Origin of the sequence: Niastella caeni (assembly GCF_004834005.1) — a bacterium.
Lineage (GTDB): Bacteria > Bacteroidota > Bacteroidia > Chitinophagales > Chitinophagaceae > Niastella > Niastella caeni.
Genome location: NZ_STFF01000003.1, coordinates 362,839 through 384,259, shown reverse-complemented (window position 1 = coordinate 384,259; position 21,421 = coordinate 362,839). Strand labels below are relative to the sequence as shown.

The following is a 21,421-nucleotide window of genomic DNA, read 5'->3' as shown; positions in this document are numbered from 1 at the left end:
AAAAAGTTTGCAGGGCTGGATATGCGGTTAACGTACTTGTTTTATATAACCTACAGAAACCTTTACTCCGAACTGGCGCAAGCATGCCAGGATTATTATCCGTTCGGGATGTTGCAGCCGGGAAGGGTGTTTAATACGAGTGGGTATAGGTATGGGTTTAATGGAAAGGAGAATGATAATGAGGTGAAGGGAGAGGGGGAGCAGCAGGATTATGGAATGCGGTATTATTATCCGAGGTTGGGGAAGTTTTTGAGTGTGGATCCGATTACAAAAAATTATCTGTGGTATACTCCTTATCAGTTTGCGGGAAATACACCAATAATGGCCATAGATTTGGATGGGCTTGAAGAATGGAAAGTAAATGGTGGGGGAACTGTGACTGGTCCATATGCGAATCAGGAGGCTGCTCAAAATGCTGCTATTAAAAACCCAAGTATAGTTAAATTCTATAAGGCTTTGCCAGAAATTACTGTTACCCCTGTGAGTATTAAAACATTGTTAAAGAAATATCCACATAGGTTACCAATGGCACTATCGGGAGCATATTCAACAGCATTAAGTATGTATTCGGGGAGTTATAGCACCGATGCTTCAGTAAGCTCAGACGTGATGAACAATCTTTCAGAAGAGCAAAAGCAAAAGGATTTTCTAACGAATGCACCAAAGACTAACGGCATCTTGATTTGGGAATATTTGACAGGGACCGGCAAATATTTAAGACAATTTGATGAAAGACACCCGGTAACTGAAGAAATAAAGTACTCTCTGTCAACAGAACGGGCAATTGCTGCTTTTGTTAGAGACTTTCAAAAGGGTATATTTAAAGACGGTGATACGCGGTATTACTACGCATCATCGAGTCCTGATAAAACTGACAAATTAGGTTCATTAAAAGCCCATGCTAGAGGGTATATGTCAAATGTCTCAGTTTTTTTAAGAGGTGGGATGGAATATTATCAAACCAAACATGGAAATAATGTTTCGGTAAGAGTAGTAGATGCATATACGGTAGCTTCAATGATAACTAGAGATGATTCAGACAATATAAAAAGGCGAAATAATAAAGTAACGCCATTGGGTACAACAAGGACAGAATGGAGTTTCACGCTTGAGAATATAGATTTTAATTACAACTTCAAAAAATAGTTTATGCGATTTGTAGGAATTATAATTGTATGGGTGTTTTTGTTCTTCGGTTGCAACTTTGATCATGATGATAATACGCAGGTTCCTGTTGTAAATAATTATTATCTGAACTTTACTCCCTCGTCAAGTATATTAGTGTACAAAGAATCTGGTGCAAATACTGATCATGTTGTAATCCACCAATCAATAGATAGTATAAGTTATAATGATAAATACATCTTTGCTCTAACTAGTCAGGGTAAATTTTTGATTATTGATGTTGATTCAGTAAAGAGTATGGAAGAGTATTCTTCAAGAAGTGAGTTTGATGCATTTCTTAATAGGCTAAGTATTAAAAAGGTTCCCTTGAAGAAGGTTGATAATGTTTATTTTTAGTGTCTCTTGCGTTCAGGTATTTAATGAATATTAGAATATATGAAACTTTGTAATCTCCATGGACTTTATATAATAAGTCCTCCACGCCCAGCATCAGTACATCTACACCATCAACGCCGATAGTGTAAAGAATACCAATGCCTACGATATTACGAAGTTGATCTATTGAAGAGAATATTTAGCAACGATAAAGGGTTCTGAGCAAAAAATAAGCGTATATGGAAATGAGATAGGAAAGGATTCCATAGGAGAATAATTAATATAAATGAAGAAGTGTTATAGATAAAAAACAATTGAATTAAATAAGCAAAAAATAATAGGCAACAACTTATAACAACCCGCAATCCCAACCAAACAGTATATGAGAAAATTCCTTTTCCTCCTTGCCCTCTTGTGCATCAAAAAATCGCTGCACGCCCAACAACCCTTCATTTACTCCATCAAAGCCGATAGTGTAAAGATCACGAACACCTGCGATACGGCTGAGCTCGTCATTGAGAACCATACCCAGAACGTGCCTGGCTTTTTATTTAATAAAGGAAGGGGGAGAACAGAGTTTAGAAAAGTTGTTAAACTTAATGATTCCACACTGATTATAGGAGGAGATACAATAATAATACAGGGAAATGTGTCAGCCGCAAATGGTTTGCAATTGGTGAATAAACAAGTACAGTTAGGCGGGCCACTTACTCAATCTGTTACAACTATTAATGGTAATGGAAATAAAATGGTTGTACTCGATAGCCTGTCGTTGTTTTCAGTTAATTCCGATTCCAAAATAGGAAAGTTAGGCGTTAATATCGATCCTTCTTCTTTAGGATCAGCGGTATTTGGAGCAAAAGCCAATAGCAGCAACAATGCTTTTTTCCGATTTTATAATACGCTTGGTGGAACGAGATTCGCTCTTGACCTGGTAAACGATGAAGGTAGATTTGATATGCAAGACAATAATGGTATTACCAATATCAGACTGCAAGCTAATGGTACATCCTATTTTAAGAGCGGTTATGTAGGAATAGGTACCAACTCTCCTGAAGACAGGCTGCACATATCAGGCACGGCAAGGATTACAGATACATTGAAAATGCCGAATGTGATAACAAAATCCGATACCTCAAGCTATAAACCTATGATAGTTGACGCCAATGGTAACGTATTTAAAATGAATAGCTGGAACATTTCCTCAACCCGCAAAAGCGCCACCGTTACCGGCAGCAGCTATACTGTTCCTGCCGATATTGATGTGGTGTTTGTTAACTATACCGGCGGACAAGCAACCATTACATTGCCAACAGGTACGTTAGACCGGGAAATAACTATCAAAAATTTACATACCAGCAATACGGTTATTATATCCGGATTGGATACCAGCGAATCTAATTCCATTGCCACCCGCGGTGCTATCACAGTAAAGTATACCGGTAGTGTGTGGGTGGGAATAAGTAAATATTAATTAAAGTAGTAACCGAATATTATAACATAAAACCATTCGAAGTTTATGAGAAAGTTCCTGATTATCGTTATTCTCTTGTGCATCGAAAAATCTCTTCACGCCCAACAACCTTTCATTTACTCCATCAAAGCCGATAGTGTAAAGATCACCAACACCTGCGATACGGCGGAGCTGATCATTGAGAATCATACGCAGAACGTGCCTGGCTTTTTGTATAATAAAGGCAGGGGAAGAACGGAGTTCAGACGAGCGGTAAAGCTGAACGATTCAACCCTGGTGTTGGGCGATGATACAATAATTATTCAGGGTAATATAATAGCTGATAATGGACTGAGTATAGATGGAAAATCAGTACAATTAGGGCAATCTGTTGGTGCAATAAATGATCCGGCTGCACTGAAGTCAAACAGAGAAATTCCAATGGAAGGGTTTGATGTTCGATTCAAAAATATTAATGATACGGGTTGTTTAAAATTGTATACAAGCCCAACTAAAACAGTGACCTCGCCAATAATTCAATTTTTGGATGGATATGGTACTGAATTGGGAAGGATTAGTTTTTTCGACACTGCTAATAATGCCAATATGATGATTGGCCGGAAAGCCGGTAGCGCTCAAATAGCAGGAGCAATTCGAAATACATTTATAGGATTTGAGGCAGGGAAGAGTGTTACTTCTGGTTCAAGAAATACCGCAGTTGGTCATAGGGCATTAACGCTTGCAACAACTGGTAGTGGAAATGTTGCGGTAGGAGGATTTACGTTGGAATCGTTGACTACAGGTTCAAATAATTTTGCATTTGGATACACCTCTGCCACAAGTCTTACTACAGGCTCAAATAATATTTGCATTGGAGGAAGCCAGGTTGTAACCTCCGCGCTTCAAAAATTGAAAACAGGGAATAACAACCTTGCCATAGGGATTGGCGCCCTTGCAGAAGCAGGTGTTACCACATCCAACTTTTCAGATAATATTGGAATTGGTTTCAAATGTTTTTATAGTAATACATTAGGCAACAGGAATATTGGAATTGGGGATTCTTTGTGTACCAACAGCCTGGTTGGGGCCGATAATGTTTTATTAGGGTCAAAGTCGATAAGTAATGGATCGCAGGTTGGTAATGCGAATGTTATTATGGGGGCAGGTCTTATCAGTAGCGGAGGTGCTATTGGCAATAATAATATTATTTTAGGGGCTAATTTCACAACAACATCTTCTGTAACAAATACAGTAATTATTGGTCAGGGAATAACAAATAACCAAAGCAATATTGTTAGATTAGGTAAAAGCGACCAGAATGTAATAATCGGTGCCACGTCAAATCAAACAGATAATGGTAACAGGGTACAAATCCTTGGCACCGCTTTCATCAGCGATACCCTGAAAATGCCAAATATTGTTGCTCAGACTGATACTGCAAACTGTAAGCCCGTGGTTGTTGACGCTAATGGTAATGTATTTAAAATGGCAGGCTGGAACCTTCCTCAAATTACCCGTACACCCGTAAACGATGCTGGTTATTCCGCGCTTGCTTCGGATTACCTGATTGCTTTTACTGCACTGACTGCTGCCCGGACAGTAACCCTGCCGGCTGCCTCTTCTATGACAAATCGCATAATGATCATTAAAGATGAAAGCGGCGCTGCAACAACATATAACATAACCATAAACGTAACCGCTGGCGGTACTATTGATGGTGCATCTTCCAAAACAATCTCAGTTAATTATGGTTCGATAGAAGTATACAGTAACGGCTCTCAGTGGTTTACAAAATAATTTTTAATAGAATCAATTCCCGATCAAAACAGTTAAAAAGGAACTCATGCTTTTGAGTGGAGAAAATCTATTTACCGGGTTTGGTTCTTCTTCTCGACTTGAAATGCAGATGACCCAAAATGCTTCTGCAGTGAGAGCAGCAGAAAGGGCACTACAGCATCAACAGCTAAGCAAACACCAAGTGCTAAAGGGTATAATAGAGAGCTGTCCATCCAACGGTTAACAAGTACGGCCAAAAGCAAGGGAAATAAAGTCGGGGGAGTATCAATTTTTATAAAATCAAGTATTGATTATCAGAAAACTGACGCAAGTGGCCAATGTAGAAACCTGGCATTGCAGGGTGATAGGATGTTTTCATGATGTAGAAATGCGGTGTAAAGTTACCGAACCCTTCATAATGCAGGCGAAAAAGTATAACAATGTGTGAGCTCAATGCTACCTCGATGATACCTCTTTAGGTCCTCATTGGGTCCTCTTTGCCTCCTCGGATTCCGAGGAGGCAAAGAGGTGGAACAGAGGAGGAGCCGAGGAGGCAAAGAGGAGGCTGTGTTTTTCATCACACGTTTTGAACTGTTCGTCACACCATTTATCGAACACCGTCCCAAAAAAAAGATGTTTTCGAGGAGAAAATGCTATTCATCACACCACTTTCCGAAGGCCGTCACATCTAAAACAAAACACCATCACATTTTTGAAAAAACGGCGTGGTGGCTGGTATACATTTGTGTTATCAGTCACTGCCAGTGGTATTTTCGCTCAGAGCTATCGGGAAGATTAAAAAATAGATCAAAGCTCTTTGACATAATAAGTTGATTAGAATTACCGAAAGTACAAGAGTGCGACGCAACCGGAGCTAAATAGTATTACAAAAGTTGAGTACAAATAAGTAAGGCGCTCCTCTTTAGGGCCGGGGTATCGTTAATACGGTGTATGACCTTCCTTATACCGGCTTTGAAGGTATAGGGGATCAGCGGTTGGTGATAAGCCAGAAGAATTTGCACAACTGCGTGAGCTATACTACAATTACCGATACCGGCACAACCAATATGTATAATCAGGGGACATTTTTCAGGCACAGGTCTATGATGAAAATAGCCAGGGATCTTCTTAAAAAACTGGGGTTGTATGAATATTTCCTGTATTCCTGTTTGCTGTTTATACCAGGTTGTTTAAACCACAGGTGATCCGTGATCATAATAAAGAGGTTAATTTCTACATGTCATTCTTCCGGTTCGTTATATACCTTTTTGTTTGAATTTTACAATTTATTAACCTTCCATTCGTCTGCCCCTTTAGGCGCAGCAGGGGCCGCTTTATTTTAAAAAGAAAGGGCATAAGTGTGAACCTGTCATGTAATATTTGGGTAGGCATTGCTACAAACGGTCGTTATTTGCATGGCTGTATATGATTATTGCATTATATGTGCAAAATGTGCTATAAAAAAGATTCTTTAAAAAAATTATTACAACCCAATAGGGGTGAATAGTATCCCCGTTGTCTAATTTTCTCAAACCACAATTTTTATGATTCGACAGTTGATGCGTTTTTCTGTTACTTGTTTTATCCTATTATTCGCCCTGGGGGCTTTGCAGGCACAAACCGGCAAATACACCATAAATGGGTATATTAAAGATGGATCCAGTGGTGAAGTACTGATCAATGCTACCATCACCCTTCAGCCTTCCGGCGTAGCAGTTATGACCAATTCATATGGTTATTACTCCATTACCCTGCCGGCCGGTAAGTATACCATGCTGGTCACCTATTCAGGGTTTAAAGCGTATCAAAAAGAAATTGAATTAAAAGGCAATACCACTATCGATGCTTCACTGGCCACTGCCGGCAAAGACATGCAGGAAGTAGTGATCACCGGCGAAAAAAGATTGCGCCGTACCAATACGGTAGGTATGGGTATTCAACAATTAAGCGCCGCTCAAATAAAAAAGATCCCGGCATTCATGGGCGAACCTGATGTGGTAAAAGCCCTGCTTACCTTACCTGGTATTACCACTGTAGGGGAGGGTTCTGCCGGTTTTAATGTGCGTGGTGGTAATGTTGATGAAAACCTCATCATCATGGATGAAGCGCCTGTTTACAACTCTTCACACTTATTGGGTTTCTTCTCTGTGTTCAACCCCGATGCGGTAAAGAACGTGACCATGTATAAAAGCGCTTTTCCTGCTGAATATGGCGGCCGTACTTCTTCGGTGCTGGATATCCGTATGAAGGAAGGAAATAACCAGAAGTTTGCGGTGAATGGCGGTATTGGTAATGTGTTCAGCCGTATAGCTGTGGAAGGCCCGCTGCAAAAAGACCGCTCTTCCTTTGTGGTGGCAGCCCGCCGTTCTTATATAGATGTGCTGGCTAAACCCTTCCTGAAGGCGGAAGACCGCAACAGCACAATGTATTTTTATGACCTCACTGCCAAAATGAATTATCAATTGAATGAAAAGAACACCATTTACCTGAGTGGTTATTTTGGTCGTGATGTATTTGGCTTTGGCGAACAGGTGAAATTCAAATGGGGTAATACCACCGGTACTTTCCGTTGGAACCATTTGTTCAATCGCAAATTGTTTTTAAATACCAGCGTATATTATTCTAAATACGATTACAGCCTGAAGTTTAAATCGGATGATGAAATTCCGCAGGGGTACGACTGGACCTCAGATATTCAAACCTACGGTATAAAACCGTCGCTTACCTGGTATGCAAGCAATAAGCACACGATCAAGACCGGTGTGAATGTGATCTATTACGATTTCTTCCCCGGTAAAGGCGTAGCTACCAGCGATGGTGCAAAAAATGAGATCTCATTAAAGCGCCGCTTTGGAGCAGAGACCGCTGCTTTTTTGGAAGATACCTGGAAGGTGAATTCCAAATTGCAGTTACAGGCCGGCGTTCGACTGAACCGCTATGCTTACCTGGGCAATACATCTGTTTTCTATTTCAGAGATACCACTGCCAATATTCGCAAACCGCTCGATAAGGTTGAAGAAGTGAGCAGCAAAAAGCCGGTGGAAGAATGGTTTTTCTTTGAACCACGCGTTTCATTGAAGTATGAGTTAAAAAAGAATACCTTCCTTAAAGCTGGCTATACCCGCTCTACGCAATATATTCACCTGTTGTCGAATACAGCTTCGCCCACACCGGTTGACTTATATTTCCCCAGCACCAACAACATCAAACCTTCTATGACCGACCAGTATTCTGTTGGGTTTGTTACTCTGCCCGAAGGATGGCCGGTAGAGCTTTCTGTTGAAACTTTCTATAAGAAGATGAATGATCTGCTTGATTATATTGATAATGCTAACCTCGATCTGAACCAGTTTGTTGAAGCCGACCTGCTCACCGGTAAAGGAAAATCGTATGGCGCCGAGCTGGAAGTGAAAAAAGAAACCGGTAAATGGCAGGGATGGGTGAACTATACCTGGTCGAGATCATTGCGCAAAACGCCGGGCATCAGCAATAATGACTGGTATTTGAGCCGCTACGACCGTACGAATGTGATCAATGCCTGTGTAATACACCACCTGAATGATAAATGGGAGTTCTCTGGTAATTTCACGTATGGTTCCGGAACGCCTTCCACTTTCCCCGATGCCCGTTTAGATATTCAGGGCTTGGCCATTCCTTACAACAGCTCTAACAAACGCAACGATTTCAGGTTGCCGGCTTACCATCGCCTCGACGTTTCGGCTACCATGAAAGGACGCCAGGGCAAAAAAATGAAACAGGAGTGGGTGTTTGGTATTTACAACTTATATGCACGCCAGAACGCATACAGCATCTATTTCCGGCAAAACCAGGACGAGCCTGAAAAGAAAGAAGCTGTCCGTTTATCCATCATAGGATCACTGATACCTTCTGTAACCTGGAATTTCAAGTTCTGAGCGGAGTCGAAGAATTGAGCGGAGTCGAAGAATTGAGCGGAGTCGAAGAATTGAGCGGAGTCGAAGAATTGAGCGGAGCCGAAGAATTGAGCGGAGCCGAAGAATTGGCGGAAAAGCACCGAGCGAAGCCGAGGTGCATAAGATAAATGATAAAATAATAACACAATGCGTAACTCAATAATCAAATATATTTCAATAGTATTATTAGGAGCTTCTTTTACCGCCTGCGAGCGGGTCATTGACCTCGATCTGCCCAATGGCGAAGACCTGCCTTATGTTGATGCCTGGATCACCAATCAGCCGGGTGTTCAAACCATTAAATTTTTGAAGGCTACCGATTATCTGAGCTCGAATGCAGCGGAAGTGATTTCCGATGCACAGATCACCGTGACAGACATTACGGCAGGTAAATCGTATCCGTTCACGTATCAGAACGGCGCTTATCACTATGATGCCGGTAGCAATCCCATTGGTGTAGTAGGCCATTCGTATAAATTAAGTATTAACTGGAAGGGCGAGCAGTTTGAGGCAACCGATGATCTGAAACGCAATACCACCATCGATTCCCTGACGTCTGCGTTTAAAGAAGCAGATGGAGAAGATGAAGAAGGCTATTACGTAAAACTGTATGTGCGCGATTTGATCGGTGCTGTTGATTATTACTGGATCCGGACTTATCGCAATGGAGCACTTAATTATCATGTTGGTGAAATGCTTAGTGTCGACGGATCATTTGGTGGCGATGAAGGGATCACCGATGGTTTTGCCTTTATTCCTCCGTTCCGTGATGGCGTTACATCGGGCGAAAAACCATACGAAAAAGGCGACAATGTAAAAGTGTTGATCCGTTCTATGTCGGAACCATCGTATGAGTTTATGGAACAGGTGCAGGCGCAGTTAACCAATGATGGTTTATTTGGAAAAGTATTGCATAACGTTCCGGCCAACCTGAAGAACCTGCAATCAACCAGCAAAACAAAGATCTACGGTTGGTTTGGTACTGTTGCTGAAACATCGGCTACCAGGAAAGTAGAGTAAGGTTGATAATCTGGTAATTTAATAAGTTGAAAAGGTCAGTGGTCTGTTTGTCCGGACTACTGGCCTTTTCATTTTGCCTAGTTACCATACCCTTTTTTCAACTTTTTATGCTACCTTAGGCACAGCGATACATCAATTGCTTTCTGGTTAGGTTAGGCTCACCTTCATCACATTCCCATAGTTATATTAGTAGCATTTTAATTGGTTATTGTATTTACTATACAGTAATAAAACCTTTGTCATGAAACAGGTAGCCGAATTCTTCAGGAAATTATTAGATACATCAGATTGGCCTCCACGCTGGCATTGTGGTAAATGGACTGAATTTCATGGATGGTTGTACATCATAAGCGATATGCTGGTGTGGTCTGCTTACTTTGCCATTCCCCTCATCATTATCCGGTACATTTCTAAAAAGCATGACGCCCGGTTCATTCGTATTTACTTTTTATTTGCCGGTTTTATTCTCGCCTGTGGCGCTACTCACTTTTTTGATGCCGTAACTTTTTGGTTTCCCCTATACCGCGTGAATGCGCTGGTGCGGGCATTTACCGGTATTTTAAGCTGGACAACCGTTTTTTACCTGATCAAAGTATTGCCGGTGGCTTTTACCTTACGGTCGTCGGCCGAACTGGAGGCAGAAGTAGAGCAGCGTAAAAAGGCGGAAGAAAAATTCAGGAACCTGCTTGAATCGGCGCCCGATTCCATGGTGATCGTGAACGAAGATGGGATCATTCAACTGGTAAATGCGCAAACGGTAAAAATGTTTGGTTATACCCGCGAAGAAATGATCGGTGAGAAAGTAAACAGGTTGATGCCCTTGCAGTACGACGATTTCAAACAAATACAAAATACCGGTTTAAAGCCCATAACAGAGAGAGAAGAATTGGTTGGCATTCGTAAAGAAGGGGAACAATTTCCGATAGAGATCACGCTTAGCCCATTGGTGACGGAAGAAGGCTTATTGATCTCGGCCGCCATTCGCGACATTTCCGAAAAAAAGCTAATGGAGAAAACCATTCGCGAGGCCAATATTAATTTGGAAAGAAAGGTACAGCAACGTACAGCAGAACTGGAAAGAAAGAACAAAGAACTGGAACAGTTTGCGTATGTAGCGTCGCACGACCTGCAGGAACCGCTGCAAACCACGTCGGGCTTTGTTCAGTTATTGCGTAAACAATACCAGGGCCGTTTGGACCCTTCGGCCGATCAATACATTGATTATGTTGTTCAGGCTTCGGGCAGAATGAAAACCCTGATCAAAGACCTGCTTGATTATTCCCGTATTGGCCGCGAAAAAGAGTGCCGCCAGGTCGATTGCAATGTGATCGTAAAGGAAGTGCTGGCAGATCTGCATACAATGATCGAAGAGAATGAGGCTATTATTAAGACGGGCGCATTACCGGTTCTTTGCAATGCTTATCCCACCGAATTGAAATCTCTTTTTCAGAACCTGGTAAGTAATTCAATCAAGTTCAGAAAGCCTGACCTGAAACCGGTATTGTATATCGATGCCCTGCAAACCAATGGGGGATGGCAATTTTCTGTACGCGACAATGGCATTGGTATCGAAGACCAATACCTGGAAAGGATCTTTGTAATTTTTCAGCGCTTGCATAACCGGGCAATGTATGATGGATCGGGAATAGGCCTCGCGCACTGCAAAAAAATTGCAGAATTGCATGGTGGAAAGATCTGGGTGCAATCAGAACCCGGGGTAGGGAGTACGTTCTATTTCACTATTGCAGATAGCGCGCTTTAAAGATTTCGGATTTTGAGATTTAGGGATTGGGGGATTGGGAAATATAGAAATCACAAAATCCCGCAATCCCGAAATCAGCAATTATGGACTGGTTTCCTGACGTAAAAACGCTTTAGTGCATGTAACGTATAAGTGAAAACGTATACATGGGGAATTAATTATATTTTAATTCGCGTTTATATTTTACCTTTATTCGGTTCACAATTGACCAGTAAGCCAGTAACCCTACGAAAATTATACGGGCATAAAGAAACTGCGGTTTCCTGATTTTACCCAGAGATGTTCGTGAATTAGTCATCGGAAACTGCGTCCAACATCCCCCGCTTCGTATTGATTTTTTTTTTGAACAGGTTACTGTTTAAATTTAGCAGGCTGTCGTAATGCCATTGTACACAACTGGCTGGTTTGTAGTGCAACGACCTGCAGTCCTATAAGTATGTTTAAACGTTGACTCTTTTATTAAATTCCCATTTTAACTTATACTGAAAGCATCTTTGTTATGAAGGTGAAATTAAATTGCATTTTATTAGTTGATGATGATGAACCTACTAACTTTTTAAATAAGATAGCTGTTGAAGAGTTGGAGTGTACCCATCATATTAAGATCATTCCTGGCGCCCGCGAAGCATTAGACTATCTTTCCTGCGCCGGTCAGCCCGCACCCCTGAACAAAAATTGTCCCACCCCGGAAATTATCTTCCTGGATATTAATATGCCGGCCATGGATGGGTGGGAATTCTTACAACGGTATGAAGCGCTGCCGGAAGAACATAAAAGCAGTATCATTGTCATTATGCTCACCACTTCCTTTAATCCTGAAGATGAATTGAAAGCCCGCAAAATACCATCGGTAAAGGAGTTCAGGAATAAACCGCTAACAAGTGCATTGTTACAGGATATATTGCAGCGATATTTTCCGGATAATTACAAATAGAGATGCTATTAAGAAGCAGTTTGTTGTTTGTGGTTTATGGTTTGTTGTTCTTTTATGGCGGGAGTTCAAATTTAATTTTGAGCCTCAAAACGCGGCAGCAACCACAAACGATAAACTACAAACCATAAACGGTATTATTGGAAACCAAAAATTCCAAGCCAATCGATAGAAACTTTCTACCCCGGTATTTCAATCCTCAACGTGCATCCCTTCCCTGGGGAACTGATGATCTCCATTTTACCATTTTGCATTTCAACCCGGCTGATGATATTGTTCAGCCCGATGCCCCTGTTCTTTTTGCGGGTATCAAACCCAACCCCATTGTCCTTGATATTCAGGTGAAGCCAGTTGCGCTGGGTCTTTAATTCAATTAAGGCTTCCGTAGCCCCCGAATGTTTTAATATGTTGTTCAACTGCTCCTGTACAATGCGGTACATAATGAGCTTCTTGTTGTTCGACATATTTTCAATATGCTGGTCGTTGGCTTTTATTCTTATTTTTAGTTCGGGCGAGATCGTTAGGTTTTCTATGAGCTCTATCAGCGCTTCTTTTAAGCCAATGTCGCCAAGCGATGGTGGCACCAGTGTTTTGGATAGAATGCGAATTTCATTAATGGCCTTGGTGATATTTTCGTAACTCTTGCTCAGCAGTTCTTTGCGAAGGTCCTCTTCGTTTAACGCCATATCAACGCATAGTTTGGCGGTGGCAAGAATTTGATTGATGTTATCATGCAATTCGCGGCCAATTTCCCGCCGTTCCTGTTCCTGGGTTTGAATGGTAACCTGCGTAATGAGTTTTTGCGTTTCGATCTGGTTGCGCACTATCTCTTCCTGCATTTTCTTCCGCTCGGTAATATCCATCATGGCGCCCAGAATGCGATAGGGTTTGTTGTGTTCTGTCTTTAAGATGTAACCCCGGTCATAAACAAACTTGTAAACGCCATTGGCCGATTTATACCGGTATTCTTCCTGCCAGTGGTCCCTTCCTTCGCGCATACACTCGTCAATGGTTTGTAATATTCTTTCGCGATCGTCAGGGTGAATGTTTTGATGATGCCATTCAATATTATTCTCTACGTCGGCCTGATCAAAACCAAATATAGATAAGATGCCTTCGTTCCAAAGTACATCGTTGTTGCGAAGGTCCCAGTCCCAAATAGTATCGCTGGTGGCTTTAATAAGCGTGTTATACCGTTCGAAGTTCTCCACTACTTTTTGCAGGATCTTTTTACGTTCAATACTGTACTGAATGGCTTTGGCCAACAGCTTATCGTCATATTCTCCTTTTACCAGGTAATCCTGCGCACCGAGGGAAATGGTGTTCAGCGCAACCTGTCGGTCTGACAGGCCAGATAGCACAATAATAGAGATGTGCCGGGCTTCTTCATTGAGCCGTATAAAGGAATTGATGCCATCACTATCAGGGAGGCTCAGGTCAAGAAAAATAAGATCGGGCTGATGTTCGTGTATTAACTGTAAAGCCTCGCCGAGGCGTTCGGCGCGAAATATATTTTTAGTGGGAAGCTGACTCAGCTTGATGTATTCACAAAAAAGTACGAAATCACTTTCATTATCTTCTACCACCAAGATATTCAAAGGAGGACTAGTTGACAGCATAGCAAAATTTTGAGCAGTGTATTTAATTAATATACTACCCCAGAGCTTTTAACCATGTTTTCCTGTAGGTGAATTTATATTAATTATTGCATTTATTCAATAAAATTAATACCACTCCACCGGCTACTGTTAACCGGATGTAATCTACTCCATTTGGGCAAATTATTTCGCATAATCATTCGATATTCATATAGGGAAGCACTTATTGAATGCAAAAAATCGATAATTTGTTTATGTCTTATAAACGCGACCCCCAAATCACTACATTTGTGGCTTATGGAAAAACCTTCTAGCTACTGCGAAGCTGTTTGGCAAATGGAAGCCGGTAATGTGCATATTCATTATCATGATAAAGAATACGGTTTCCCCATACAAAACGATAATGAGTTATTTGCCCGGCTTATCCTGGAAATTAACCAGGCGGGGTTAAGCTGGACGACCATCTTAAAGAAAAAAGACAACTTTTTTAAGGCTTTTGATGATTTCGAAATTCAGAAAGTAGCGCGGTACAGCGATAAAAAGGTAGAAAAACTGATGCAGGATGCCGGTATTATACGAAACCGGCTAAAGATAGAAGCGACCATTGAGAACGCTAAACGCATATTGCAGATACAAAAGGAGCATGGTTCCTTTAAGAACTGGCTCGATGCCCACCATCCGTTAACGAAAGAAGAATGGGTAAAGCTGTTCAGGAAAACCTTCCGGTTTACCGGGGGAGAAATAGTGGGTGAGTTCCTGCAAAGTACCGGTTACCTGCCCGGAGCGCATATCGATTCTTGTCCGGTTTATAAGGTTGTTTTGAAACACAAACCGGCGTGGCATATGAAGAAAAGTTAATGAGTTCATGAGTTAGTCAGTTATTAAGTTTGAATACAGAAACTAAATAACTGAACAACTGAATAACTTGTACGTTTTAGACTGGGGGGATTACAAATTCCACTCAATAACTTTATTCACCCATTCAGCCTTATACGGCGCCACTACCTTGATGTAGTTATCGGTATAGCCTTCCATCATGCCGCTTTTTTCGTTTTCTTCAAACAACACTTTGCGGGTTTGGCCGGCAAACTGCTGGTTAAAATACTGCTGCTTCATGTAGGAGAGATTGCGCAGGGTTTTATTGCGTTCATGCCTTACGTGTACGGGCACAACGGGCCCCAATGTTAAGGCGTGGGTATTATCTCTTTCGGAGTAGGTAAATACGTGCAGATAGGTAATATCGAGTTCGTGCAGGAAATCGAATGTTTGCTGAAAATCTTCATCCGTTTCGCCGGGAAAACCAACAATTACGTCAACACCGATAGCCGCATGCGGCATCAGGGTTTTGATCAGTTTCACCCGCTCGGCGTACAACTCGCGACGGTACCGCCTTCTCATTAAACCCAGAATGCGGTTGCTGCCGCTTTGCAGGGGAATATGAAAATGCGGCATGAAGGTATTGCTGTTGGCCACCAGCTCAATAATGGCGTTGGTGAGCAGGTTCGGTTCAATGGAAGAAATGCGGAATCGTTCTATGCCTTCCTGTTGGTCGAGCGCGCAGGCCAGCTTGTAAAAGTTCTCTTCCCCCTCTCCAAAATCGCCCAGGTTCACACCTGTCAGCACGATCTCTTTTACTCCGTTAACCGCCAGTTGTTTAACGTTCTCAACTACACCTGCTATTAAATCGCTGCGGCTTTTACCCCGTGCCATGGGAATGGTGCAGAAAGAACAATTATAATCGCAGCCGTCCTGTACTTTCAAAAAGGTACGGGTACGGTCGTGGATGGAGAAGGAAGAATGGAAGCCGCTCACTTCTTCAATATCGCAACTGCAAATTTTGGTGGCATCGCCTTTGGTCAGTTCCTTTAAATGCTGGGCTATGTTGAATTTTTCGGCAGCGCCTAAGACCATATCCACCCCGGGAATGGAGGCAATTTCTTTGGGCTTTAACTGGGCATAACAGCCCGTGATCACCACCAGGCTTTCGGGCGCTTTGCGCTGGATCCGGCGTACCAGTTGGCGGCATTCTTTATCGGCATTATCGGTTACAGAACAGGTGTTGATAACATACACATCTGCATGATTATCAAAGGCTGTCTTTTCAAACCCTTCATTTTCAAGCATGCGCGAAAGGGTAGAGGTTTCAGAAAAGTTCAGCTTACAACCCAATGTATGAAATGCCACTGTTTTTTTTGAGCCCATAGAGGCCGCAAAGATAATATATAGTTTGTGGTTTCTGGTTTAAGGTTTGTGGTTGCTGCCGCACTTTGAGGCTCGAAATTAAATTTGAACTCCCGCATTAAAGAACAACAAACCACAAACAACAAACCACAAACAACAAACCACAAACAACAAACCACAAACAACAAACCATAAACTGTAAATTGCCTTTCTTTTAGTTCATTATGAAGAATATACTATTCCGAGTATTCATTTTCACTTTAACCATTTTAGTAGCCTGTCAGGGAAACCCGGGTAATCGGGGGAGCCAGGATAATGTGGCCACCGAAAATGATGTAATTGACCGCCACCCCAACAAACTCATTTACACCAAACACGCCCGCTGTCGCATGGATTGCCGCCATATTGATGAGGCCGAAGTACAGGAAATTCTTCAGGAAGGCCGCATCAATTACCGCAAAAGTGAGCCCGCCGGCCGGCCCGATCCCAAATATGCGTTGGAAGGAACTACCCATGACGGTCAGCAGGTTCGGATCATTTTCGCGCCCGCCAAGCGGGGTATGGTAGTTATAACCGTCATTGACCTCGGTACCGACTGGAGCTGTAATTGTAAATAAAACTCCAATCACCAAATTCCAAGAACCAAATTCCAGGCACCCAAAACCATAAAGTAAAGTTTGAAGGTTTATTTGTGATTTTCGGATTTGAGTTTTATTTGGTTCTTGTGATTTGAGACTTGTGATTTGCGATTTAAAATTGATCCGGCTCAAGAGTTTTTTTTATTTAACTGTCCACTTTCTTAAGATGTAGTATATATGTAGTATTTTCCTAAATTATTAGTTCCGTTCACCTATTGATACACATCCATGAGATTCTTCCGATTGTTCTATTGCTTTTACGCATTGGGTACTTTTATCCTTTGCATGTTACTGGTCATTCCCCCGGTAGTGGTCGCTTCCTTTTTTGGAAAAGTGCGCGGTGGCAATTTTATTTACCGTGTTTGCACGCTTTGGGCCGATGTATGGTTCCTGCTGATCGGCATCCGTCACCGTAACCAGTACGAGTATCCCCACGATAAAAACAAACAATACATTTTCGTCGCCAATCACATTTCCTATCTCGATGCGCCGGTCATTGTAAAAACCCTTCGCCAGAAGGTGCGGGTATTGGGCAAGGTAGAAGTGTCGAAAGTTCCCCTGTTCGGGTTTATTTACCGCAATACCGTGGTAACCGTAGATCGCAGCAGTGCTACGCAACGGGCCAACAGCGTACGTATTTTGAAGTCGGTGATCAGGAAAGGCATTTCTATTTTTATTTTTCCCGAAGGCACTTTTAATGAAACCCATAAACCGCTCAAGGAATTATACGATGGCGCTTTTCGCATAGCCATTGAAACGCAAACGCCCATTAAGCCGTTGTTGTTTTTAGATTCCTGGCATCGCATGCATTATCGTAGTGTGTTCAGCCTGAACCCCGGCCGCTCGCGAACGGTATTTTTAAAGGAAATACCGGTTGATGGACTAACGGGCAAGGATGTGGAGGCGTTGAAACAGCAAGTGGCTAAGGTTATGGAGCAAAAGTTGATGGAATACAAAGCTGGTTGGATAAATACCAGTTATTAAGTTCATGAGTTGTAAGTTCGTGAGTTGATCAGGTTGAATAATACCACGAAACTCAATAACTTAATAACTAACGAACTAATGAACTATCTTGGTGGTGAAATGAGTAGCCCCGTTTTGTTTGCAGAAGTTATTATTCCCCTGGCGTTGCCAAAGAACTATACCTGGTCGGTGCCCGAATTGTTGCGGGAACAGGTAAAGGTAGGCGCCCGTGTAGAAGTGGTGTTGGGCAAGAACAAAAAATACGCCGGCGTGGTAAAACGGCTTCATACGGAAGCCCCGCCGTTCGAAGCCAAGGATATCCTCAACATCCTGGATGCGGAACCTGTTATTTTTGAACAACAACTGAAATTGTGGGAGTGGATCGGCCGGTATTACATGTGCAGCGAAGGCGAAGTGATGGCCGCTGCCTTGCCCGCCCATTTTAAATTAAGCAGCGAAACAATACTGGTATACAATGAAGAGTTTGGTGAAGACTTTTCTACCCTCGATCACGATGAATACCTGGTAGGCGAAGCCCTGTTGCTTAAAAAAGAATTGAAACTGGCCGAGGTGCAACAGGTCCTCGATTCGCACCGGGTATACCCTGTTATAAAACGGTTGATCGAAAAGAAAGTGTGCTTTGTTTGGGAAGCCCTGAAAGAAACCTGGTCGCCCAAGAAAGAAACGTTTGTTTTACTGAACGCCAAATACGACAATGAAGAATCGCTGGCGTCTTTATTAAATGATGATAAAAAACTGCAACGCGCCGAAAAACAACTGGAGCTGCTGCTCAGCTACCTGCACCTGGTAAAAACAGCAGGCGAGGTAACCAAACCCGAACTACTGAAAAAAAGCGGCGCTTCGGATGCACAGTTAAAAGGACTCGTTGATAAAAACATCTTGTGGCTGGAGAAACGACAGGTGGATCGCCTGCAATATCTGCCCCGCAACATCTCTATAGATTTTGATTTAACGCCCGCCCAGCAACGGGCATTCGATTCCATCACCGAACAGCTGGTAAGCAAACCCGTTTGCCTGCTGCATGGGGTAACAGCCAGCGGTAAAACACAGGTTTATATCAAGGTTATTGAACGATACATCAGGCAGGGAAAACAGGTGCTGTACCTGTTGCCGGAGATTGCCCTGACCTCCCAGGTCATTCGCCGCTTGCAAAAGCATTTTGGCGGGTATATCGGCATCTATCACAGTAAATTCAACCAGAATGAGCGGGTAGAGATCTGGAACAAAGTAAAGACCGGTGAACTGAAAGTAGTGCTGGGCGCCCGTTCTTCCATATTTTTACCTTTTACCGATCTGGGATTGATCGTGGTGGATGAAGAACATGATACCTCCTATAAGCAGCAGGACCCTGCGCCGCGCTACCATGCCCGTGATGGCGCTATTTATTATGCCTCATTATTCAGGGCGAATGTGTTGCTGGGCAGCGCTACGCCATCGGTAGAAAGTTACTTTAATGCACAATCGCAAAAGTATGGACTGGCCATCCTGGGCGAACGGTTTGGCGGTGTGCAGTTGCCGGCCATCGACATCGTCGACACCAAAAAAATGTATGGGGCCGATAAAAACAAGATCATCATTACACCGCCTTTAAAATCGGCGATTGACCAATCGCTGGAACAGAATAAACAGGTTATTCTTTTTCAGAACCGGCGTGGCTATTCGCCTTACCAGGTTTGCCAGGTTTGCGGATGGATACCGCATTGCAAGTATTGCGACGTTACCCTTACATTTCATAAGAACACGCATAAACTGCATTGCCATTATTGCGGTACCGTGTATCCGCCGGTGCACAGTTGTATGGCTTGTGGCAGCGATAAATTCACACAACGCAATTTTGGTACGGAACGCATCGAAGAACAACTGGAAGAATTGTTTCCGAAAGCCCGCATTGCCAGGATGGATATTGACAGCGTTCGCGGAAAAACGGCGCATGATAACCTGATTCAGCAATTTGAGCAGGGCCGCCTCGATATACTCGTAGGCACGCAAATGGTAGTAAAAGGCCTCGATTTTGAAAATGTGATCCTGGTGGGCATTCTCGATGCAGACAGTTTGCTGAGCTTTGCCGATTTCAGGGTGAATGAACGGGCTTTTCAATTAATGGAGCAGGTGAGTGGTCGCGCAGGCCGAAAGGATAAACAGGGCAGGGTATTTATTCAGGTGTCAAACACCCAGCACCCGGTGCTGTATTTTGTGCAACAGCACGATTACGGTTTGTTTTACCAGCAGGAAATAGAAGGCCGCAAAATGTTCTTCTATCCACCTTTCTCCCGCGTTATACAGCTCACCTTTAAACACAAACAAAAAGAAGTGGCTGATGCAGCCGCACAGCTTATGGCATTCGCTTTAAAAATTGATTATGGTAAATACCTGGTTGGTCCGGCGGAGCCGGTGGTGAACCGGGTGCGTAACCAGTTTTTGATGGAATTGCTGGTGAAATTGCCTAAAGACGGCGAGTTGATACAACGATGCAAACGGTATATTCAGGAGCAGGTAGCCATTTTACACAACGATAAACGGTTCAGAAGTGTGGTAGTGATAGCAGATGTGGACGCGGTTTAATTTGAAAATTTGATAATTTGATAATTTGATAATGAAATGCCACATAAAAAATGTGCTAACTGAGTAGCAGGTTGCAGGGAAATCCACCTGAAGCCTTGGCCTTTCGGGAAAGGCGTTAGGCGTTTCGCGTTCTGCATTCCGCAATTCAATTAGCACATTATCACATCAGCTAATTATCATATTAAATTAACCGGGCAATGGTTCGCCTCCGCCGCCATTATCTTCCGGACATATTAAAAATCCTTTATTGGTAGTGCCATCAACGAAATTCTCATTGATCGAAGAAGCAGTTTCATTGATCTGCTGAGGCGTGTACTGCGTGCTGCAGCCTCCTAATACCTGTTCTCCTATTACAAGGAAATCCGCTACTGTATAACCAGCGAACGTACCGCTGCCAATGATCATACTACCTAAAGAAACAGCCGATTCACCAAAGTTGGCATTTGCGGCGTCGAATGTAACCGACAATTTCAGGGCTACCAGTTGTCCTGCCAATACATTTTTGAGCGAAGCAGGATTGGTATAGCTGGCCGTTAATGCAGAAGCTTTTCCGCCAACAGGCAACAGGTTGGTAACGGCTTGTGCAGAAGTTAGCTTAACGTAAAAGTTGTCTGGATAACAACCTACCGTTAAATACTCCCCAAAAGCAGCCTGAAAATTCGCATGTAAATAGGTCCCGGGGTTGTTTCCGGATGGTTCAGAACCCCAGCCGCCCTGAGTTTGGGTACGAAACATGCCACATTCCGTTGGAAAAAAATAAGTAGTTGACGATGTAGATTCCAGGCTGGTTAATTCAGTTCTGTTTTTGTTTGCCATCTCTTTTTGGCAGGCAAAAAGAACGCTGGCAACCAGTACGGCTGCCGAAAAACGCAAGATCGTTTTTTTCATAATTAAATGATTGTTCAGAGGGTAAGTGATTTATTTACAATAACAAAAACATAATGAATTAGAAATATAAATACTTCTAATTATTAAATTTTATGACAATATAATAGCGATTTTTAGTACTTGCAATCGTATTATATGCAATGTGAATAAGTAGTATACAATGTGAAAATCAGCAAATTAGCAAATGTGCAAATGG

Annotated in this window: 15 protein-coding genes; 12 read left to right on the top strand and 3 right to left on the bottom strand. The window is 42.6% G+C overall.

The features are described from left to right. The first annotated feature begins 21 nt into the window (after positions 1-21). From FAM09_RS12910 to FAM09_RS12870, 8 genes are all read left to right on the top strand, one after another. Entirely contained in the window at positions 22-1,146 is a 1,125-nt protein-coding gene (locus FAM09_RS12910) for an RHS repeat-associated core domain-containing protein (protein WP_136577531.1), read from the top strand. 3 nt (positions 1,147-1,149) lie between these two features. Continuing rightward, positions 1,150-1,521 (top strand): hypothetical protein, encoded by a 372-nt coding sequence (locus FAM09_RS12905; RefSeq protein WP_136577530.1) that lies wholly within the window; start codon positions 1,150-1,152, stop codon positions 1,519-1,521. 361 nt (positions 1,522-1,882) lie between these two features. Further along, entirely contained in the window at positions 1,883-2,974 is a 1,092-nt protein-coding gene (locus tag FAM09_RS31030) for a hypothetical protein (protein WP_208025555.1), read from the top strand. 45 nt (positions 2,975-3,019) lie between these two features. Then, complete coding sequence (locus FAM09_RS12895; protein WP_136577529.1) at positions 3,020-4,750, top strand: autotransporter outer membrane beta-barrel domain-containing protein; 1,731 nt, start codon at positions 3,020-3,022, stop codon at positions 4,748-4,750. Positions 4,751-6,273: 1,523 nt separating this feature from the next. Beyond that, on the top strand, positions 6,274-8,643 hold the full coding sequence (locus tag FAM09_RS12890; RefSeq protein ID WP_136577528.1) for a TonB-dependent receptor: 2,370 nt from the start codon (positions 6,274-6,276) through the stop codon (positions 8,641-8,643). Between the two features lie 165 nt (positions 8,644-8,808). Next, positions 8,809-9,681, top strand: coding sequence for a DUF4249 domain-containing protein (locus FAM09_RS12880; RefSeq protein WP_136577526.1), 873 nt, complete (start codon positions 8,809-8,811; stop codon positions 9,679-9,681). A gap of 241 nt (positions 9,682-9,922) precedes the next feature. Then, entirely contained in the window at positions 9,923-11,443 is a 1,521-nt protein-coding gene (locus tag FAM09_RS12875; protein WP_136577525.1) for a sensor histidine kinase, read from the top strand. A gap of 499 nt (positions 11,444-11,942) precedes the next feature. Then, positions 11,943-12,377 (top strand): response regulator, encoded by a 435-nt coding sequence (locus tag FAM09_RS12870; protein WP_136577524.1) that lies wholly within the window; start codon positions 11,943-11,945, stop codon positions 12,375-12,377. Positions 12,378-12,553: 176 nt separating this feature from the next. Here FAM09_RS12870 and FAM09_RS12865 read toward each other — a convergent pair whose 3' ends face one another. Further along, positions 12,554-13,993: a PAS domain-containing protein gene (locus FAM09_RS12865; protein ID WP_136577523.1), complete on the bottom strand. Its 1,440-nt coding sequence runs from the start codon at positions 13,991-13,993 to the stop codon at positions 12,554-12,556. Positions 13,994-14,269: 276 nt separating this feature from the next. Between FAM09_RS12865 and FAM09_RS12860 the strand changes: the two genes are divergently transcribed. Continuing rightward, the gene (locus tag FAM09_RS12860; RefSeq protein WP_136577522.1) at positions 14,270-14,830 is read left to right on the top strand and encodes a DNA-3-methyladenine glycosylase I; all 561 of its coding nucleotides are present in this window, start codon (positions 14,270-14,272) and stop codon (positions 14,828-14,830) included. A gap of 90 nt (positions 14,831-14,920) precedes the next feature. On the opposite strand, the gene mtaB is transcribed toward FAM09_RS12860, so the two are convergent. Beyond that, positions 14,921-16,174 (bottom strand): tRNA (N(6)-L-threonylcarbamoyladenosine(37)-C(2))-methylthiotransferase MtaB, encoded by a 1,254-nt coding sequence (gene mtaB, locus FAM09_RS12855; protein ID WP_136577521.1) that lies wholly within the window; start codon positions 16,172-16,174, stop codon positions 14,921-14,923. Positions 16,175-16,377: 203 nt separating this feature from the next. Here mtaB and FAM09_RS12850 point away from each other — a divergent pair, with 203 nt between their 5' ends. The 3 genes from FAM09_RS12850 (at position 16,378) to priA (ending at position 20,337) form a co-directional block, all read left to right on the top strand. Further along, positions 16,378-16,770, top strand: coding sequence for a DUF4258 domain-containing protein (locus FAM09_RS12850; protein WP_136577520.1), 393 nt, complete (start codon positions 16,378-16,380; stop codon positions 16,768-16,770). A gap of 249 nt (positions 16,771-17,019) precedes the next feature. After that, positions 17,020-17,775 carry a lysophospholipid acyltransferase family protein gene (locus tag FAM09_RS12845; protein WP_136577519.1) on the top strand — a complete coding sequence of 252 codons (756 nt, stop codon included), beginning with the start codon at positions 17,020-17,022 and terminating at the stop codon, positions 17,773-17,775. A gap of 78 nt (positions 17,776-17,853) precedes the next feature. Next, a complete protein-coding gene (gene priA, locus FAM09_RS12840; RefSeq protein ID WP_243751661.1) occupies positions 17,854-20,337 on the top strand; it encodes a replication restart helicase PriA in 2,484 nt (827 codons plus the stop codon). Between the two features lie 186 nt (positions 20,338-20,523). On the opposite strand, the gene FAM09_RS12835 is transcribed toward priA, so the two are convergent. Further along, positions 20,524-21,225: a hypothetical protein gene (locus FAM09_RS12835; protein WP_136577518.1), complete on the bottom strand. Its 702-nt coding sequence runs from the start codon at positions 21,223-21,225 to the stop codon at positions 20,524-20,526. Between the last annotated feature and the right edge of the window lie 196 nt (positions 21,226-21,421).

What these genes read in the sequence shown, in the direction of transcription:
- FAM09_RS12890 (WP_136577528.1), top strand. Translation starts at nt 6,274, where the DNA reads ATGATTCGACAGTTGATGCGTTTTTCTGTTACTTGTTTTATCCTATTA.
- mtaB (WP_136577521.1), bottom strand. Translation starts at nt 16,174, where the DNA reads ATGGGCTCAAAAAAAACAGTGGCATTTCATACATTGGGTTGTAAGCTG.
- FAM09_RS31030 (WP_208025555.1), top strand. Translation starts at nt 1,883, where the DNA reads ATGAGAAAATTCCTTTTCCTCCTTGCCCTCTTGTGCATCAAAAAATCG.
- FAM09_RS12835 (WP_136577518.1), bottom strand. Translation starts at nt 21,225, where the DNA reads ATGAAAAAAACGATCTTGCGTTTTTCGGCAGCCGTACTGGTTGCCAGC.
- FAM09_RS12850 (WP_136577520.1), top strand. Translation starts at nt 16,378, where the DNA reads ATGAAGAATATACTATTCCGAGTATTCATTTTCACTTTAACCATTTTA.
- FAM09_RS12870 (WP_136577524.1), top strand. Translation starts at nt 11,943, where the DNA reads ATGAAGGTGAAATTAAATTGCATTTTATTAGTTGATGATGATGAACCT.
- FAM09_RS12910 (WP_136577531.1), top strand. Translation starts at nt 22, where the DNA reads ATGCGGTTAACGTACTTGTTTTATATAACCTACAGAAACCTTTACTCC.
- FAM09_RS12895 (WP_136577529.1), top strand. Translation starts at nt 3,020, where the DNA reads ATGAGAAAGTTCCTGATTATCGTTATTCTCTTGTGCATCGAAAAATCT.
- FAM09_RS12845 (WP_136577519.1), top strand. Translation starts at nt 17,020, where the DNA reads ATGAGATTCTTCCGATTGTTCTATTGCTTTTACGCATTGGGTACTTTT.
- FAM09_RS12905 (WP_136577530.1), top strand. Translation starts at nt 1,150, where the DNA reads ATGCGATTTGTAGGAATTATAATTGTATGGGTGTTTTTGTTCTTCGGT.
- FAM09_RS12865 (WP_136577523.1), bottom strand. Translation starts at nt 13,993, where the DNA reads ATGCTGTCAACTAGTCCTCCTTTGAATATCTTGGTGGTAGAAGATAAT.
- FAM09_RS12880 (WP_136577526.1), top strand. Translation starts at nt 8,809, where the DNA reads ATGCGTAACTCAATAATCAAATATATTTCAATAGTATTATTAGGAGCT.
- FAM09_RS12860 (WP_136577522.1), top strand. Translation starts at nt 14,270, where the DNA reads ATGGAAAAACCTTCTAGCTACTGCGAAGCTGTTTGGCAAATGGAAGCC.
- FAM09_RS12875 (WP_136577525.1), top strand. Translation starts at nt 9,923, where the DNA reads ATGAAACAGGTAGCCGAATTCTTCAGGAAATTATTAGATACATCAGAT.
- priA (WP_243751661.1), top strand. Translation starts at nt 17,854, where the DNA reads ATGAACTATCTTGGTGGTGAAATGAGTAGCCCCGTTTTGTTTGCAGAA.